Here is a 16,057-nt window from a genome sequence, read left to right as displayed (position 1 = left end):
ATTATACAAGTATATAAATAATTATTAAAACGATGATGGAACAGGTAAACATAAATGACCTCAGCAATGGCTGATATTTGTTCCAAACCGTGATTCCTGATGATGAAGTAATTCCGAGAACTTTATAATAGTCGTCTTTTCTAATGAAAGGTGTACCGTTTTTAGAATCAGCATATCCCACCAGAAGCATTTTCTGACCGTCTTTTATAAGGGTTTCTTTGTATCTTTTGCCACCGTGACTGCTTATATTGGTTTCTCCCAGCAAAACCAGTTCTATCCCTTCAGGTTCTACTTCTATAACTCCTGTATCATCTTTCATCTGAAAAACATTACATTGGGTTTCCCTGTGAATGGTGCTGTATGTTTCTTTACCGTCTGAGTCTCTGCTAATATTTTCAATGGTATAATAATATCCGATGCATTCTTCATTCTTCACCGGTGAAGATAATGGATTTTTCATGATCAGGTTACCTTCAATCTCTACCACTCCTTTGGCTACAGAATGAATCTTTGAAGTAGGAAGAGATGACTGCAGACGTAGAAAACGTTTTGAAGCATTAGGCTTCATTACAATGATAAACAGGAAGACAAAAAATAATAAAGGAATAAGAATGATAGCTTTTTCCGCATAGCTGTCATAATTATTTGCAATTTCATAAGCATATTCATGTAATGGCATTTTGTCTTTGAAAATAACCCATAGAATAAAATAAATAAAGCATAATGCTATTATTCCTAAAATACTGTAAACAATATATGGTCTTTCTTTTTTAACTCCCATTATCCTTTTTTGTAAAGCCATAGTAAAATAACTGAATATGATTCCAGAATACTTTACCGCTTCTAAATGACTTCAAATTCTTCTTTTCCCTGTGGAATATGAAACATCAATTCTAGCATCAATTCTTCACCTGTTTGATCTTTATAAAGGAAAAATGCAGGTTCTCCATTTATTTTTTTATAGGTCGCCAGTTTTCCATTACCATAGATTTTTAAAATCCTGTCTTCCGGCAGCGGCATCATTTTAAAGCCGTTATTAAAATCTTCCAATAAGCTGTTCAGTCTTGCTTTTGTATCCGCATCGCTTAAATACATGGATGATGCCATATTTTTTTCACGATTCCTGATCATTTCAAAGTAAGCTTCATATTGTTTTGAACTGATAAGACTACTTATTTTTTTGTATGCTGAATCCAGTTTGGTACCAAGGTAGGAATTATCTTTTGAAATTGACAACAGGTCCCGGCTATGTTCCCATTTCATCATTTCATAAGGAATTTCAGCCTGAAATGATGATTTATGATGTAATGAGGGCTGCTTCTTTGCAGTTTCTTTTTCTGAAAACTGAAAACTGCCGCAATCTTTTTCATGGACAAACTTATCATTAAAAACATCAAATAATTTGACCGTATATTGAAATGCTGTTCTTGAATCTATATGCTGTTCTCCTGCAACCGGTAAGAGCTTAATCTCAATTTTCTGTTCCCCGGAGCTGCTTATTCCGAAATTAACAGGTACATTGGGAGACATTTGTCCTTCTGTTTCCATGGCAATGACAGGGATGTCATTCACCAAAATTTCAAATTGGCAATAAACAGCAGTAAAATCAATGGTATAATAAGGTTCTTTAGCCATTATTGTTATTATTTATTGTAAAACATATCGAGACTGCGGTAAGAAACCCATTCTTTGTATTTCGGGTTTGTTTTATCTAAAGCAAAGATCTTTAATGTATTTTCATTGGGTTTCTTGGAAAGATTAACGGTGTGGATGGTGAAGAAGGTTGTTTTTGCTTCTTTATCTTCCCAAACCTGTATGGTTTCTTCTATATGGTCTGTTTTGAATTCTCCGTTTTCATCAAGGAAAATGGGTCTTTCTTTTGTGTTTACTTTTTTATCTGAGAAGTCAGCTTTATGGCCTGCTTTTTTTTCAATGGCGCTCAGAATAGCATCCGTATTCGGGTTGTTCTGCAGTACCATTTCATAGCACCAGACTTTTTTATCATTTTTTGAATAAAAAACGGATACGTCATCGGTAGCAGATTGTAAGGTATTATTAAATAACGAGAGGTTCAGATTTTTGTCTTTTGGAAATTGGAATTCCACATAATCCACTGAGGTATTGAAATCACCTGAAGCGTTGTCATTAACACTTAATCCAATCCCTTTAAGCAGGTCTTCTCCATTGGTTCCGAATTTCAGATCTTTAAAATCCATTTTTCCCTGAGTATTATTTACTGGTTTACTGGTTATATTAGTATTCGCTGTCTGGGAAACAACTTTGTCTGTTCCTTTTTCCTGACAGTTCATGAGAACAAAGCTCAAAGCAATTTGGCATATAACGATCTTTTTCATTCAACTTTTATTTAATTTTCTTCTTTATTGTATACACTATAAGGGTAATTTTCTACCTTCTTATTGTTTTTTATCCTGAATTTCAAGTACTCAGAATATTTTGTAGTCTGGGTAGCATTTATGATCAGTGTGGTAAAGTTAGTATTTAAACACAACAGATCCGATTCTTTTGTTTTTTCGCCTTGTATTTCGGCATTTCCATTATTCAGAATATATATCTTTCCGGAAGTTTCCCAGATGATATTTCGTTCTGTTTCGTTTCCTTTATCAAAAGCTGGTTTTCCCAGTTTTCTCAGGAGGAGTTTTTCCAGTTTTTCACTGTCCTTCCGGGTATACAGATGGATTTTATAACCGTTTATATCATTTGAATCTCCTAAAAGCTCAAGATAATTTTTCCCGGCATACGTTGCGGAATTACTTTTAATTTCATTGGCAAAATACTGTCCATATAAGCTAAAAGTATTCATATCTTTTAGCTGATAGGCGATAAGATTTTCATCTAATGCAGATTTCTTTTCTGTATAGTCAAGTCCACTTAAAACCTTTTCTTTTTTCAAAGGAAAAAGAGTATTAGCTAAGTCTTCTTTTTCGGTACTGCATGATATAAACAGAGACATGATTAAAAGTAGAAACATATTTTTAGTTTTTCTTTTTTTCCCAAAGCAATATTTTGTTGTCATAACCTACTAATTCTGCTAAATATTTCATAATATCAAATCCGTCAAAAAATGTACGGGTTCTGTTATAGTTCACCGGAGTCCAGTCTGAGCTTACTTTTTTATAGGTAAATCCGGCTTTTACCATGACTACTACGGTTCCTACGCACGGGTCTATACTTAAGCTTGGAATATAATAAATTCCGGCTGTAGAATCATATTTTAATTTATGTCCTGAAGTAATTCCCATCGTAGCACCTGCAGTTAATTTCCCTTCCACATGTCCTTCCAGTTCCGGCTTTTTTGTGGTTCCAATAACAACAAACATTCCTTTTAGCTCGAGTCCTGATTTTAATTCTACGGTGATGTTTGAGCTCAGATCAAAATTAACTTCTTTATCCCCTTTAACGGTACTGAATGAACCGTCTATTACACCGTCTACTTTTCCTTTTACTTCAAGATCAATATACATTTTAAAGTTGATAACCACATGTTCTGTTTCATATCCTTTGCTTGCCCATTCTCTGATCATATTAAAGATTTCAAGAGCCAGTACATTTCCTGTTCCGGCTGTAGCTACGGCCACTCCTGCCTGAACAACCAGAGCTAAAAGGTCAAAAACAATAGCCAGTTCCACCAAAGGTTTTGCTTCAATGAAAAGCATCAGCTTGGTTCCTATATCAGAATGTGCTTCATTGACATCTGCTTCCCACTCTGCACCGAAATATAATGCGGGTGCATTTAATCTTATATCAAATGGCAGCTTTCTTCCTACTCCTTTGGATACAACACCTTTTGTCTGTGATGTAATTCCCTGGGACATTTTTTTGACGGAAGAAATGATAGAAAAGAGTTTATTGATCTTATCCTTATATTTTACAGTAAGTTCCGGTTTACAGTAGTAACTGCCATCTTTTTGTTTATCATAAGAGGCTTTAAGCTCTACTCCGAATTCTACGTCTGTATATTTTCCTTTTTCTTCATTGGCAAGGCTCAATGCTTTACCTCGAAGTTCTTTATGTTTTTCAGGAGTCATTTTTTGCCATTTTATACTTAAGCTGTTGCTTAGGTTGATAAAAAAGGCAAATCTCCATTTGATATCAGGATAGGCTTTTATTAATACGGTAGTTCGTCTTTCATTGCTATAATATCTACAGGTATGCACGTGCATATGAAACTGATTCGGACTGGAAGAAGCGGGCCAAATATACTGCATAAGAGTCATTGATTGGGCATCAAACCCGACTCCTCCTCCAAAATTATATCTGCTCAGTGGAGCATACACTTCATAAGGAAATGATGGAGTCTGAAAGGTTTTCTTTGTATCTCCTTTATCTATTGCCTGTCCTACATCTACAATATAAATTTCTTTTTTATGTTTGTTTTTCGTATCTCTGAAGCAACTGTTGGTGTCAAAGCCTGTGACGTCTATGATAAGTTCTTTTTTTGTAGCTGAAGTAGGTGCTACCACCGCATAGTTTATCGTTTGCGCATCATGGGCATTAAATACAAATGAAATATCTACTCTACGGTTGTTTTCGTAGTCTTTCTCATTTTTATATTTAATATTATCCCTTCCCATTTTATCATCGGTAGGATCTACTTCTCCTTTTCCTACTGAGATAATTCTTCTGGGATCCAACCCTCCGTCTGCAAAGAATTTTTTGACAACATCTGCCCTTCTTTGGGAAAGTCCTCTGTTATAATTTTCTTTTCCTATAACGCAGGCATAGCCACTAAGATTCATTGTGGAATCTTTATGCTCCAGAAGGAATTTCAGAACGTTATTCAAAATTGCTACTCCGTCTTTATCAATGACTGTGGAATCAAATTTATAAAAAATCGTTCTCTGAATATGCTCCTGTAATGCAGCAGATTTTATCTGTTTTACACCATCTCCGTTTTTAAAAACTGTAGCAATTGTATTGTTGGCTTTTCCGTCCTTTGTTTCATTTTCAGTAATCTTTATCACTTCAAATTTACACGGCTCTAGTCTTACAGAGTTTACATCCGGTTTATAGACTTTGGTTGGAGTTTGATTCTGGGCTCCGTTGGTATTGGTAGTGACTATTTTATTTTTTACATTCAGATAGATGGCATGAAGATCATCACCCAGCCTGTCTTTGATGTATTGTTTTGATGCGGTATCTTTTACTTTAACGTAGAATTCTTCCACGTTCTGAATGTTATCTACATAAGCCATCCATGCAAAAGTATTCTCCATTTTCACATTTACCTCACCATCTATTACCTGTACATTGTTGTAGGTGTGTACCAGTTTATCTTTTTTTGCGGACTGCTGGTTCCATAGCTCAATACTGAGTGTATTTCCGTTCAGTCCTTCTGTCATCAGGTTCAGGTGCACAATATGTCCGTAGGAAATATGCTCGGTCTTTTTGTTGTTTTTAATACTTTTGCTGTTTTTCTGTGTAGACCATTTGCTGCTTACAATCTTGGGATCACACCAGCCTTTCACATATATTCCTGTATCATTTTTGGGGTCTCTTACTCCTGACAGACTGGCTTCAATATAAAACTGATAGCTTCCACAGAACTGTTTTCCAATTAAAAATTTATATCCGGTAGCAGAGGTTATCTGATTGATAATAATTTTTTTGCTGCTGTTCTGCCTCATCCAGGTGAGAGGTTTCTTTTTGTCTGCATCTGTAGTGCCTGGTAACCATTCGCCCACTCCAAACTGCACCCACTGATCCGGCTTTATCGTAACCCTCTGTCCTAATACAGACATTTTAGGGTAATAAAGCCCACTTACAACTTTTATTTTCTTTACGCCTTTTGCCATTTTTGTATCATTTAGATTGCACCATCCTGACCTCCTCCCGAAGGCTGTTCGTTATACATTTCTTCGGAATCCACCAACGGATTGATCTGCTGCTGGACGTCTTTATCTGCATTTTTAAAGTTCTGCTGGCTGGCTTCTGCTCTCTGCCCGTGGTCTATAATCTCAATGCATGGAGTTCCGGCAATAGCACATACGGCTTTGCTGTCTTCTACAATGATATATCCGCCATTGCTGAGCTGTACTTTATCATAAAACTTCTGCCATTCTGTAACCATGATCTTGCAAGGTGGCGGCGGAACTCCCATTTTGGTACAGTTTCCGAATGTGTTTTTTTCAAATGTGGCTGCTCCTATTTCTTTCGTGGTAACGATGAGTTTTTTGGAAGCGCTTTTATCATTGGCATATTCTTTTTGGTGTGTAAGTACTTTCAGCTTGTCCGGAGCCTGCCCGAACTGGCATTTGCACATGGCGCCCTGTACTACAATATGTTTTTCTGCCATATTAATTTTATCTTTAGTGAAATGGTAATTTAGTTTTTATCAATTCCTGAAACTGATACTGAAATCTTTTTTTCTTCCTGCAGCATGATACTGCATTCCAGGTAAAGAGATTCCGGAAGTGAAGTTTCTCCTTTCATATAGCTTATGAGTCTGAAAGTTCCTTGTTCATTCATCACAGGTTCGTCTTCTATAATCAATGAAAAAGGTGATCTTCTTATAAAATCATCAATGTCTCTTTCTTCATATAATTTCCCTGATCCTTCTACAGTAATCAGACCTGTTTCTCCTTTTATCGGATCTGTTTGCAGCTTAATTTTGTATTTGGGTTCAATAGCATTGTCCACTACCGGAAAAGTTGCTGTCATTTCTGTCGTATAATCCGTTCCGAAACGTTGGTAAATCCCAAAGAACAAAGCCCGGATGAAATAATCATTTTTAAGGTAAAGATCTATTGCTTCAGGCTGGCTGATTACTTTTTCAATCTTTCCGCAGTATTCGTCTACGGTTTCGCCCTCAAATTCTTTATATAATTCTTTTTTTACAGCCGGCCATCTTTTGATAAATACCTCAGCATTTTCTACTGCTTCAAATCTCCCCTGTTCATTTGTACTGATCTGTAAAGGGTATAAAATCTCAGAGGTTCTGTACGCCAGCAGATCTGCAATTTCATTGACTTCTTCTTCATTGAGATAAAGATTAGATGTTCTGTCTATCTCAAAAAAGTGGTGTCCTCTTTCTGTTTTCAGCCAGCGAACTGAGGTTTCATATTTTAATTCGCTTTTATCATCTCCTTTTTCAATGGTAATGACAACACTGTATTTCCGTACTGAAATTTCCGGCTGAAAAATGAGATTATTCCCTCTTCCGAATTTCACCAAATTGTTTTTATCTGCAACTGCCGTTCTCGGAATAAAAAGTTCTTTCTGCCCGTTAAGGTTGATCAGGATCATATCCTTAACATCGCAATGATTATTGTGGAAGAGTTTTAATGCATCTTTATCCAGTCCGTACAGCGAGGCTATACTTTTTAAAGTTTCATCTTTCTGAACGGTATGTATATTATATTTCTGCATAAAAATGTTCCTGCTTCAATTTCTTTCTTTATATTTTATTTTATTAAAAATGAATAACCCTTGTTCTGTTAGGTCTTGGATCCATACCAATACCTTCTCTTCTTGCTGACCAGTGAAGATATTCATGGCGAAGTTTTCTTAAATCATCCTGTTCCTTTACTTCTGTCTGATAAGCTGTCTGACGGTTTTCCGGGATTTCGTTTCCTCCATAGGCATCCCGCAGGGCTTTATAATGTTTGAAAGAGTAAGGCTTGCCATCTCCCATCACGTAAGTTCTGAGACGGTCTTTTATTCCTATTAAAAACTGATCATCCAAAATAGAATATTTATCGTCTGTCAGTTTCTTTATGGTTATAGGGAGATTTTTATCAATGCCATATTCCGCCATAAAATGCAAAGGAATGTAGCTGTATGTCTTCAGCAGCTTGCGTGTTCCTCTTAGTGACAAATAGAATCCGGGGGTAATGGTGAGCTCATCTTTATGATACCAACCTTCATTTTCAAGCTCTGTTTTTAATGCTTTTAATTTGGTACTGGTAGTCCATGAAGTTTCAACTTCTTCCCACGTTTCCTGTCCGTTTTCGTAAGCTCCACCTACATCACAGTGTACCCCGGGGAATGTTTTTTCAGTTCCGATATGTACTCTCGTAAGGTCAAAATTTTCCCTGTGTTCATCTTCTGCAGTAAAGTGAACTACTGTCTGTGCTTTTCCGATATCATTCAGGCTCAGTTCTTCAACGTCATTGCTGAAATTAGGTACTGGTGACAGGTATTTTGAATAGGAAGAAACGGTATCGTAAATTCCCAGGAATCTTACTTTTAAAACATCTACTTTTAATCCTGCTTCTTCAAGTTTAAGGCCTAAATGTCCCCATTTTGGAAGTTCTTCTGAAGCTACCCCTTTTCCATCGTCGTCTGAATAAGTAGTAACGGAAACGGCTTCGTTGGCAACTGTACGTGAGGTGGCTTTATATTTTGTTTTTCCAATTTCGTATACAAAATTACGGGCAGCAGCAGCCCCACGGCTGAATCCGAAAACATCAAAAGTAAGCACAGCAATTTTATCAGCTTTCTTTTCTGCTTTAATGGTTTTTACCTTTTTTACAATTTCTTCGCAGCCTTTTCTTACCTTCGATCTGATCCCGGTTTCTCCTGTTCCAAAAGCATATCCCAACGTAGCATCTCCTTCTTTATCCTGAGTACCGATGCCTTCTATATAGATTCCAAAGTTTTTATCATAGTTATCCCACATACGGGCTACATTACTCCAGTCATTGTTGTAACTGGTATTGTCTGTAGATTTACCACCATGTTTTTTATGGGCATCAGTCTCCCTCTTTCTTTCGTCTGTATTGGTTTTATTATTCAGGGTTCCGTCAAAAAAAATCCCAATGGTAATATCCAGTACTTCCTCTTTGGATACAGATGGTGTATAACTTCCAAATTGATTGTTGTGCATAGTTCTTGTTTTTAAATTGACTGAGTGAACGCTATGATTCTATCTTTCGGGATACCCTTATTTTTGCTTTGGTAATGGCCAGTTTTTCTTTTTCAGATTCTAAGGATACCAAAACATTTGTATTGTCTTCATTGACTTTAATGGTAAGATTAATGTTTTTATCCTTCCCTAATTTCTGAAACAAATCAAATATTTCTTTATCATCAAAAGCGTCTATCCATACTGCATACCTGTTGTTGTTTTTATCTTTCCAGTAAAAACCACAGAATCTTGGTACCGCTCTGCTTTTATAGGTATTATCTTTCAAACTCTGATCAAAAAGATTTTCCTGTTCTCCGTTATAATTGGTAAAACCAAAATCTATCCATACTGCTCCTTCAGGAAGAACTACTGAAGGTTTCCAGTTGTATTTTTCTCTGTAGGTTGTATAGATGTCCGCTGCAGGATATCCTTCTTTTTCAATTTTCTCACGAATTTCCGGCTTGAATGTCTTGTAAGAAGGATCTTTCAGCATTCTGTCTGCAAAACCTTCTTTCAGCATATACTGAGCATTATCATATGCTTTTTCTTTGGTAATAACAGTATCGTGAGCCTGGAAAGCACCTATTTCTCTCTGGTTACCAGCACCCTTCATCCAAATCACCACTCTGCCCTGTGGAGCTAATCCTACGACAAATGAGTTGTATGTAGATTTTTTTTTCGTATCCTGATCTACAAATCCTTCATCAAAAAGGCTTTTTATCTTTTCTTTGTCCAGATTCCATTTTCCGGTATAGAATTTTTTTTCTACCAACGAGTACCATGTGAACTCCAGCTCATGGGGAGCATTCATTCTTTCGGTGGTTACGTTCATCGTTCCTCCTTCTTTTCCCCATCCTGTATTCTGTGTTCCCCAGATCGCATCAAAACTGTAGGTGAAATCATCAGCCACAATAGCTCCTTCATACACTTCCATTGGATATTCCTGTGGGGCAGAAACGGTTCCCAGCCAACTGTATTTTTCTTCCATTTTTTTATTCTGACAATTCGTTAATGAGAAACAGCATACTATAAAAAGAATCAGTATGTTATATTTACTTATGACCATGGGACATAATCTTCTTGTTACTCGCTAAAACCAGATTATCTCTGTGTGCTTCCACATTGATTTTCTTTGCTATTTTTTCAACCTTTTTTCCTACACTCAGGTGATAGGAATCTTTTACTGTTATGCGCAGATTGGTTGCTGTTTTTATGATGGCCATATCAGAAAAGTTTTGATTTTTCAGCACTGTTGAATTCTACTATCTTTCCACTCTGCATGGTCATATTTTCCAGTTCGCTGAACATAGAAATTTCACCTGCTATTTCATTGGATGTTTCAGATTGTCTCTTGAATTCTTTTTCAATCATTTCTGTTCGGGTATCGGAAGCTTCCGTAATGTCTCCTGAAGCCGTAAGTTTCATATCTTTTCCTGCTATAGAAACAATATTGTCATTTGCAGTACTGGTAATACTTGCTCCAGCTCCTATTGAAATTTCTTTTCCTGCTGTGATATTGATATTGTCACCAGCATTTAAAGTAAAGTTTTTAGGTGCTTTCATACTGATATTGCCCTGTCCGTCCATGAAATAAGTATTGCCACTCGGATCCAGAATGGTTACACTACCTTCTTCATCATTCATTAAAATTCTGATTCCACTTCTGGTTTGGATAGATTTCAGATGATTGTTTACACCACCTCCTAAAGCGATTCCTCCATGGAACATTCCTCCCATTACGAAGGGTCTGTCCGGATGGCTGTGAACAAAATTAACCATCACCTGATCTCCCACTTCCGGAATAGCTACATATCCGCGGTTTTGGGTAATCTGGTCTGTTCCCCCTGCATCAGGGCTCATCATACGGATAAAGTGAGTGGTATCATTGGTCTGCCAGTCAAATCTCACCTGTATTCTTCCCTGTCCTTCGGGATCTGTATTGGAAATTACCGTTGCAGTCTGTGGTTCAGCTTTTGGAAGGGTATATTCCGGTTTTGGAAGAAAGCCTGTGTCTGCTGCTATCCCTATGAAGCTTCCATTGTAATGACCTATTGTGTCAATTTCATGTTCTGCTTCTGTAATCATGATTCTGGTGAAATAAGAAGTTTCATTAGAGTCCTGTTTACGCATCTGTACATCTGCTACACATCCTGGATGCAGGAAAGGAACTGTTGTATTTCCTGAAACGGAAAAAACGTTGACAGCTTCGCTTCCTGATGCACTTTTCTGAGAGTATTCAACGTCAAGATGTGTGGTAGCTTTGATGGGAGCCATCTGTAAAGCCGGGGTTTTATAAATAGATTCGTTATGACTGTATGCTGTTTTTGCCAGATCACTCACATGTTTGATCGGGGTTGAACCGGAAGTCAGTCTTTCATTTTTATTACTGTTGTAACCGTAAAATTGTGGTTTGGTATGTACCGCTTTCAATTCCACTTTTATATCATTGGCACTGCTTCCGTAGGTAAGGGTTATGGGCTTGTTCTGAGCAGGAAGTTTTCCGAAGTGTAAGACTTCACCGTCATAGTAGAACTGTTCACCATAAGCTTCAGCCATTCTTGCCAGATAGTTGTAATGGGTTTCATCATACTGGCTGCTGTAGATGATCTGGGAAAAGTTATTCGCATCTACCCTGATATCAAAACGGCTTTTGTCAATTCCCTGTTTAATCACTTCTTCTGCAATGATTCCTACATTTACAGACTGCGCACCTCCAAAACTCTGGATATGTGGTGCTCCGTCAAGGAGAATGGTAGGACTGTATCCGGTAAGCACAATGTTTCCTAGGCTCATTTGTTCCTGGCTGAATCCTACTCCGGTAATCACTCCTACAAAGGTTCTTTCAGGACTGTTATCTATATCTTTATAGGAAATAACAGCTGTAAGTCTTTTTCCAAGGAACTTATTGGCTTCTTCCAATGAATGGGTCTGTCTGTCTCCCAGGGTATCATGTGCCAGTGTCAGCGTAAATTCGTGGTGTCTTCTGGTGCTTTGTTTAAGCTTAAAATGCTTATAATACTTGATAATCTTCCCTTCTATGACAAGAGAAAGTTTTACCAAACGGTTGATACCTGTATGATGGTTTTCGGAAATACCATCTGCATTCTGCGTAGGACGAAAAGACGTCGCTTGTGATTTTCCAGGTGTATTTGACATATTTTTTAGTGATTTGATTAATTTTCTAACCGTTTATTCAACAGGACGGGAATTTAAAAATAAAAACAAAAGCTCCCACTGAATATAGTCTAAGGTAAAAAAAGACCGTCTTATTTAAGGACAGTCTTTTATCTTTTACTCATGAAAGACCTAGCTCATTGGCCAAAGTCCGTCATAAGATGAGTTTCCATATGTAATGCTTTCAGCACTTACTACAAAGCTGATCAGCATATTGTTACTGTCTATTGCATCAAAGTCTACTTCATGCTGGATAACATATCCGTTTTCCCATTTCAAAGAGATCAGCGTTCCTTCTTCGTGAGATTTATTGAAGTTTATTTCTCCGCTTGTAGGTTTATATTTACTGTTCAGCAAACTTTCTAAAACATCAGATTTTTCTGTTGCTTCAATAGTTACTTTAATCAATGCGTTTGACGGATCAGATGCTACACGTCCTGATATGTCTGTAGATCTTGATACGCTGTAGTTAAGCTTTAATAACTTTTGACCTTCTCCTCCATTGAATTTTAAGATTCCTCTTGAATTTCCTGCCATATTCTTAAATTTTAATCATTAACAACTGTTCCCAGATATAGGATTTATATAACAAAGATAGACTTCATGTTCTAATTTAAAAAGTTTTTATGGCACTGTTTCATAAATTGTAGTAGTTCTACGACATTTATCAAATTTTTGAATTAAAAATCAATTTTAGAATTTTAAACTAAATTACCTTGTTTTTCATTGAAATTTTTCTACAAAACCCTTTATAATCCTACTTACAAAGAAAACCAAAAACAATCACTTTATTCAATATCAATTATTTAGCAATTTTCTTCTGACATCAATAATGTTTATACCCATACCCAATTACCATAATAATAAGATTAATGATTACCAGACCCATCAAAACATTGCTGTATTTTCTTTTTTTATCGATAAAACTCAGGCCCAGAGTAAAAAAAAACAACAATAAGGTATATACGGCAGGATACATGTGAAAAGCTTCAGAAAACTTTCCTTCAAACACCAATATAATGGCTCTCTGGGCACCACATCCCAGGCATTCCACTCCAAGGAATTTTTTGCTGGGGCAGGTAAGCATGAAGTCTTCGATATCCATTATTGTGGTTTTGTAAACTATTTCTGTAATTAAGAAGAGATTTTGGCTCTGGTATACTGATGTGGAAAAAAGCAGTCTTCTTTCATCTCAAAAGACCCCTGAACGGCAATATATGGATTTCTAAGAATTTCTCTTGCCACAAAAACAAGGTCGGCATCACCTTTCTGAAGGATTTCCTCAGCCTGCTCCACTTTGGTTATCAATCCTACTGCTCCTGTCTTTACACCGGCTTCATTTCTCACCTGTGATGAAAAAGGAACCTGATAGCCATCGAAAACCGAAATTTTCGCGCCATGGATATTGCCTCCGCTGGATACATCAACAAGGTCTACAGCATGTTCTTTTAAAATTTTTGCCAGCTCTACACTGCTCTGGATGTCCCAGCCGTTCTCAGCATATTCCGTTCCGGAAATTCTTACAAAAAGGGCTGTATTTTCATTCAGTTCTTTATTAACAGCATCTACAATCTCAATCAAAAACCTGATTCTGTTTTCAAAACTTCCTCCATATTCGTCTGTTCTGATATTGGAAAGTGGTGACAAAAACTGATGGATCAGATATCCGTGTGCCCCATGAATTTCAATAACGTCAAAACCAGCTTCTACAGCTCTTCTTGCTGCTTTTTTAAAATTCTGAACCTGCTCCTTTACCTCATCTGTAGTGAGCGTATGCGGAATTCTTTCCGTCGGATGATACGGAATAGGGCTTGGTGCAACGGTTTCCCAGCCTTCTTCAATAGAAATCTGCAGGTTATTCCATGTAGAACCTTTCCTTCCGGCATGAGCCAGCTGGATTCCTATTCTGCTTTCAGAGTTTTTATGAACAAACTCCACAATCCTTTGTAATTTTCCTGCCTGCTCATCATTCCAGATTCCCATACAGTGATTGGTAATCCTTCCTTTAGGTTCTACTCCCGTAGCCTCTACAATCAATAGACCTGTCCCCCCTTGTGATCTGCTTCCGTAGTGTACGAAATGGAAGTCATTGGCTTCTCCGTTTTCACATGAATACATGCACATGGGAGACATTACCCATCTGTTTTTTAACTCTACATTCCTGAATTTTATTGGTGTATATAACATGGTATCTTTTTAAAAAAATTGAACTTTTTAACGGAAGAATAAAATGTTGCCCACCTCATTAAAAAGAACTAATTTTACCCCCCTTTTTTAGTTGACAATATATGAAAAAAGACCTACAGATCAGTTACGAATATTTTAAAAATAGCAGTGAACTGAGCGATATAGAAAATACATTATTTGAAAGAGCCAAGGAGGCCCGTGAGAATGCTTATGCACCTTACTCCCAGTTTTTAGTAGGATGTTCTGTATTATTGGAAAACGGAGAAATCTACTCCGGGAACAATCAGGAAAATGCAGCCTACCCGTCCGGACTCTGTGCAGAAAGAACTACTGTTTTTTGGGTAGCCGCCAATTTTCCAAATGTGAAAATAAAAAAGATCTTTGTGGTAGGAGGTCCTAAAGAATTTCATGAAAAAAATCCTCCGATTCCTCCTTGTGGAGCGTGCCGCCAAAGTTTGATAGAGTATGAAACCAAACAAAACGAAGATATTGACCTTTATTTCTCCAGTATGAATGAAGAGGTTGTAAAAGTGCAGGCAGTGAAGGATCTGCTGCCATTTTATTTTGATTCTTCATTTTTGTAATAATTAGTGTATTGTGTAGAAAGGCACAAAGATTTTATCTCTGATAAATTTAAAGAAATTTCTACACCGTGTCAAGGTTTAAAACCTTGACACGGTGTGATAAAAGAAAACGAACTTCACATTTCAGCATAAAAAAGACTGTTTCGTAATTTGAAACAGTCTTGTTTTTTTTCTATTCTTCGTCTTCAGATTCTACGTCTTCATCTTCATCCCCATCGTCTTCATACTGCTCCAGATAGTAGCTAAAGCTGAAGTCTTCCACTTCCTCTTCGGCATCTTCAAGAGTAGTCAGCAGGTCTTCAAAAATCTCAAGCTGATCTACGGTCATGTTTACGAATTCCAGATGGAGGGGCATTTCTATTTCTCCGGTGATGGTGTCAGACAGTGCATCAAGATTATCGCCAAAATGTTCAGGAAGCTTAATTTTTTCCTTTAACTGAGCGTAAAAATCCTCATAGTCACCTATGTCTGTAAAATCTATATATACTGTCTTCATATTGAACTAAATTTCCAATTTTTATTGATTAAAAAAGTTTTGCATTTTTTGCAGAAATCCGTTTCTTGATTAGAAATCTATCTCTGTGTAAATATTTTTCAAAATTAATATTTATAATAATTTAAATGCAAATTATACACTGGTCATTGCGAGGAACGAAGTGACTATTTGTTATATACAGTTATTGCTTCTCAAAGCTCTTATAATGGTTTTTGGTAAGGTATACGTCTCCATTTTGGGTATAAATGATACGGTCAGCATTTCTTCCGCCACAATGATAGTTTACATCGGCTTCAAAATATCTTTCTCCATCTGGCAAACGTCCTTCTCTGTTTCCGAATTTATCTCCGCCAATCGCTTTTCCCGGAAGTACGTCACAAAGGTTTCCCTGGGAAGGATTCCATCCTTGCTTTCTGGCTTCATTTTTAGTGATATAATAATCCGGGAGTTGATGATTCTGTTTCACGTAGCTGATCACCGTCTTTTCTTCTGTCAGCTGATCAATAGATACCTGAGCTGATGAATTTCCATTATTGGATGCTCCATCCGGGGAAGTACTGCCATAGCTCACTGTTTCCTTTTTTATAGAACCTGCATGATCTTTCTTATCTTCAATAAAGTTCCTGTAAACATACATTACAGCCATCCCGAAAAGGAGTCCCAGGCATATAAAAAATAGGGATCTTATTTTACCGTTCATAACAATAGTTGTATTAATGTGACAATTTACCCATCAGGCAATGTAATCAT

17 protein-coding genes are annotated in these 16,057 nt (G+C 36.9%); 1 reads left to right on the top strand and 16 read right to left on the bottom strand.

Going from position 1 to position 16,057, the window contains the following annotated elements:
• Position 1: 1 nt before the first annotated feature.
• From ACPF63_RS03290 to namA, 14 genes are all read right to left on the bottom strand, one after another.
• A complete protein-coding gene (locus ACPF63_RS03290) occupies positions 2-781 on the bottom strand; it encodes a hypothetical protein (RefSeq protein ID WP_426481973.1) in 780 nt (259 codons plus the stop codon).
• A 62-nt stretch (positions 782-843) separates the two neighbouring features.
• Positions 844-1,635, bottom strand: coding sequence for a hypothetical protein (locus ACPF63_RS03285; RefSeq protein WP_426481972.1), 792 nt, complete (start codon positions 1,633-1,635; stop codon positions 844-846).
• 8 nt (positions 1,636-1,643) lie between these two features.
• Entirely contained in the window at positions 1,644-2,354 is a 711-nt protein-coding gene (locus ACPF63_RS03280) for a hypothetical protein (RefSeq protein WP_426481971.1), read from the bottom strand.
• Between the two features lie 11 nt (positions 2,355-2,365).
• Positions 2,366-2,989 (bottom strand): hypothetical protein, encoded by a 624-nt coding sequence (locus ACPF63_RS03275; protein WP_426481970.1) that lies wholly within the window; start codon positions 2,987-2,989, stop codon positions 2,366-2,368.
• A 4-nt stretch (positions 2,990-2,993) separates the two neighbouring features.
• Entirely contained in the window at positions 2,994-5,813 is a 2,820-nt protein-coding gene (locus ACPF63_RS03270) for an OmpA family protein (RefSeq protein WP_426481969.1), read from the bottom strand.
• A gap of 11 nt (positions 5,814-5,824) precedes the next feature.
• The gene (locus ACPF63_RS03265; protein ID WP_077418171.1) at positions 5,825-6,313 is read right to left on the bottom strand and encodes a DUF4280 domain-containing protein; all 489 of its coding nucleotides are present in this window, start codon (positions 6,311-6,313) and stop codon (positions 5,825-5,827) included.
• Positions 6,314-6,342: 29 nt separating this feature from the next.
• Complete coding sequence (locus tag ACPF63_RS03260) at positions 6,343-7,386, bottom strand: hypothetical protein (RefSeq protein ID WP_426481968.1); 1,044 nt, start codon at positions 7,384-7,386, stop codon at positions 6,343-6,345.
• Between the two features lie 43 nt (positions 7,387-7,429).
• The gene (locus ACPF63_RS03255; protein WP_426481967.1) at positions 7,430-8,845 is read right to left on the bottom strand and encodes a phospholipase effector Tle1 domain-containing protein; all 1,416 of its coding nucleotides are present in this window, start codon (positions 8,843-8,845) and stop codon (positions 7,430-7,432) included.
• A 31-nt stretch (positions 8,846-8,876) separates the two neighbouring features.
• Positions 8,877-9,854 carry a DUF2931 family protein gene (locus ACPF63_RS03250; RefSeq protein ID WP_426481966.1) on the bottom strand — a complete coding sequence of 326 codons (978 nt, stop codon included), beginning with the start codon at positions 9,852-9,854 and terminating at the stop codon, positions 8,877-8,879.
• A gap of 64 nt (positions 9,855-9,918) precedes the next feature.
• The gene (locus ACPF63_RS03245; RefSeq protein ID WP_156106421.1) at positions 9,919-10,089 is read right to left on the bottom strand and encodes a hypothetical protein; all 171 of its coding nucleotides are present in this window, start codon (positions 10,087-10,089) and stop codon (positions 9,919-9,921) included.
• Between the two features lies 1 nt (position 10,090).
• Positions 10,091-12,022: a type VI secretion system Vgr family protein gene (locus ACPF63_RS03240; RefSeq protein ID WP_426481965.1), complete on the bottom strand. Its 1,932-nt coding sequence runs from the start codon at positions 12,020-12,022 to the stop codon at positions 10,091-10,093.
• A 150-nt stretch (positions 12,023-12,172) separates the two neighbouring features.
• Complete coding sequence (gene tssD / locus ACPF63_RS03235; RefSeq protein WP_077418161.1) at positions 12,173-12,577, bottom strand: type VI secretion system tube protein TssD; 405 nt, start codon at positions 12,575-12,577, stop codon at positions 12,173-12,175.
• A 289-nt stretch (positions 12,578-12,866) separates the two neighbouring features.
• Positions 12,867-13,145: a DUF2752 domain-containing protein gene (locus tag ACPF63_RS03230; protein WP_426481964.1), complete on the bottom strand. Its 279-nt coding sequence runs from the start codon at positions 13,143-13,145 to the stop codon at positions 12,867-12,869.
• Between the two features lie 29 nt (positions 13,146-13,174).
• Positions 13,175-14,227 (bottom strand): NADPH dehydrogenase NamA, encoded by a 1,053-nt coding sequence (namA, locus tag ACPF63_RS03225; protein WP_426481963.1) that lies wholly within the window; start codon positions 14,225-14,227, stop codon positions 13,175-13,177.
• Positions 14,228-14,328: 101 nt separating this feature from the next.
• On the opposite strand from namA, the gene cdd reads away from it, so the two are divergent.
• Positions 14,329-14,811: a cytidine deaminase gene (cdd, locus tag ACPF63_RS03220; RefSeq protein WP_426481962.1), complete on the top strand. Its 483-nt coding sequence runs from the start codon at positions 14,329-14,331 to the stop codon at positions 14,809-14,811.
• A 172-nt stretch (positions 14,812-14,983) separates the two neighbouring features.
• On the opposite strand, the gene ACPF63_RS03215 is transcribed toward cdd, so the two are convergent.
• Both ACPF63_RS03215 and ACPF63_RS03210 read right to left on the bottom strand, forming a co-directional pair.
• Positions 14,984-15,307 carry a barstar family protein gene (locus ACPF63_RS03215; RefSeq protein ID WP_426481961.1) on the bottom strand — a complete coding sequence of 108 codons (324 nt, stop codon included), beginning with the start codon at positions 15,305-15,307 and terminating at the stop codon, positions 14,984-14,986.
• Between the two features lie 181 nt (positions 15,308-15,488).
• The gene (locus ACPF63_RS03210) at positions 15,489-16,007 is read right to left on the bottom strand and encodes a ribonuclease domain-containing protein (protein WP_426481960.1); all 519 of its coding nucleotides are present in this window, start codon (positions 16,005-16,007) and stop codon (positions 15,489-15,491) included.
• Between the last annotated feature and the right edge of the window lie 50 nt (positions 16,008-16,057).

The organism is Chryseobacterium sp. R2ACT005, assembly GCF_049949215.1.
GTDB lineage: Bacteria > Bacteroidota > Bacteroidia > Flavobacteriales > Weeksellaceae > Chryseobacterium.
This window is presented reverse-complemented; position numbering and strand designations above follow the sequence as displayed.

Excerpts from the sequence above, each read along its gene's own strand:
- ACPF63_RS03290 (WP_426481973.1), bottom strand. The coding sequence starts at position 781 with ATGGGAGTTAAAAAAGAAAGACCATATATTGTTTACAGTATTTTAGGA.
- ACPF63_RS03285 (WP_426481972.1), bottom strand. The coding sequence starts at position 1,635 with ATGGCTAAAGAACCTTATTATACCATTGATTTTACTGCTGTTTATTGC.
- ACPF63_RS03280 (WP_426481971.1), bottom strand. The coding sequence starts at position 2,354 with ATGAAAAAGATCGTTATATGCCAAATTGCTTTGAGCTTTGTTCTCATG.
- ACPF63_RS03275 (WP_426481970.1), bottom strand. The coding sequence starts at position 2,989 with ATGTTTCTACTTTTAATCATGTCTCTGTTTATATCATGCAGTACCGAA.
- ACPF63_RS03270 (WP_426481969.1), bottom strand. The coding sequence starts at position 5,813 with ATGGCAAAAGGCGTAAAGAAAATAAAAGTTGTAAGTGGGCTTTATTAC.
- ACPF63_RS03265 (WP_077418171.1), bottom strand. The coding sequence starts at position 6,313 with ATGGCAGAAAAACATATTGTAGTACAGGGCGCCATGTGCAAATGCCAG.
- ACPF63_RS03260 (WP_426481968.1), bottom strand. The coding sequence starts at position 7,386 with ATGCAGAAATATAATATACATACCGTTCAGAAAGATGAAACTTTAAAA.
- ACPF63_RS03255 (WP_426481967.1), bottom strand. The coding sequence starts at position 8,845 with ATGCACAACAATCAATTTGGAAGTTATACACCATCTGTATCCAAAGAG.
- ACPF63_RS03250 (WP_426481966.1), bottom strand. The coding sequence starts at position 9,854 with ATGGAAGAAAAATACAGTTGGCTGGGAACCGTTTCTGCCCCACAGGAA.
- ACPF63_RS03245 (WP_156106421.1), bottom strand. The coding sequence starts at position 10,089 with ATGGCCATCATAAAAACAGCAACCAATCTGCGCATAACAGTAAAAGAT.
- ACPF63_RS03240 (WP_426481965.1), bottom strand. The coding sequence starts at position 12,022 with ATGTCAAATACACCTGGAAAATCACAAGCGACGTCTTTTCGTCCTACG.
- tssD (WP_077418161.1), bottom strand. The coding sequence starts at position 12,577 with ATGGCAGGAAATTCAAGAGGAATCTTAAAATTCAATGGAGGAGAAGGT.
- ACPF63_RS03230 (WP_426481964.1), bottom strand. The coding sequence starts at position 13,145 with ATGGATATCGAAGACTTCATGCTTACCTGCCCCAGCAAAAAATTCCTT.
- namA (WP_426481963.1), bottom strand. The coding sequence starts at position 14,227 with ATGTTATATACACCAATAAAATTCAGGAATGTAGAGTTAAAAAACAGA.
- cdd (WP_426481962.1), top strand. The coding sequence starts at position 14,329 with ATGAAAAAAGACCTACAGATCAGTTACGAATATTTTAAAAATAGCAGT.
- ACPF63_RS03215 (WP_426481961.1), bottom strand. The coding sequence starts at position 15,307 with ATGAAGACAGTATATATAGATTTTACAGACATAGGTGACTATGAGGAT.
- ACPF63_RS03210 (WP_426481960.1), bottom strand. The coding sequence starts at position 16,007 with ATGAACGGTAAAATAAGATCCCTATTTTTTATATGCCTGGGACTCCTT.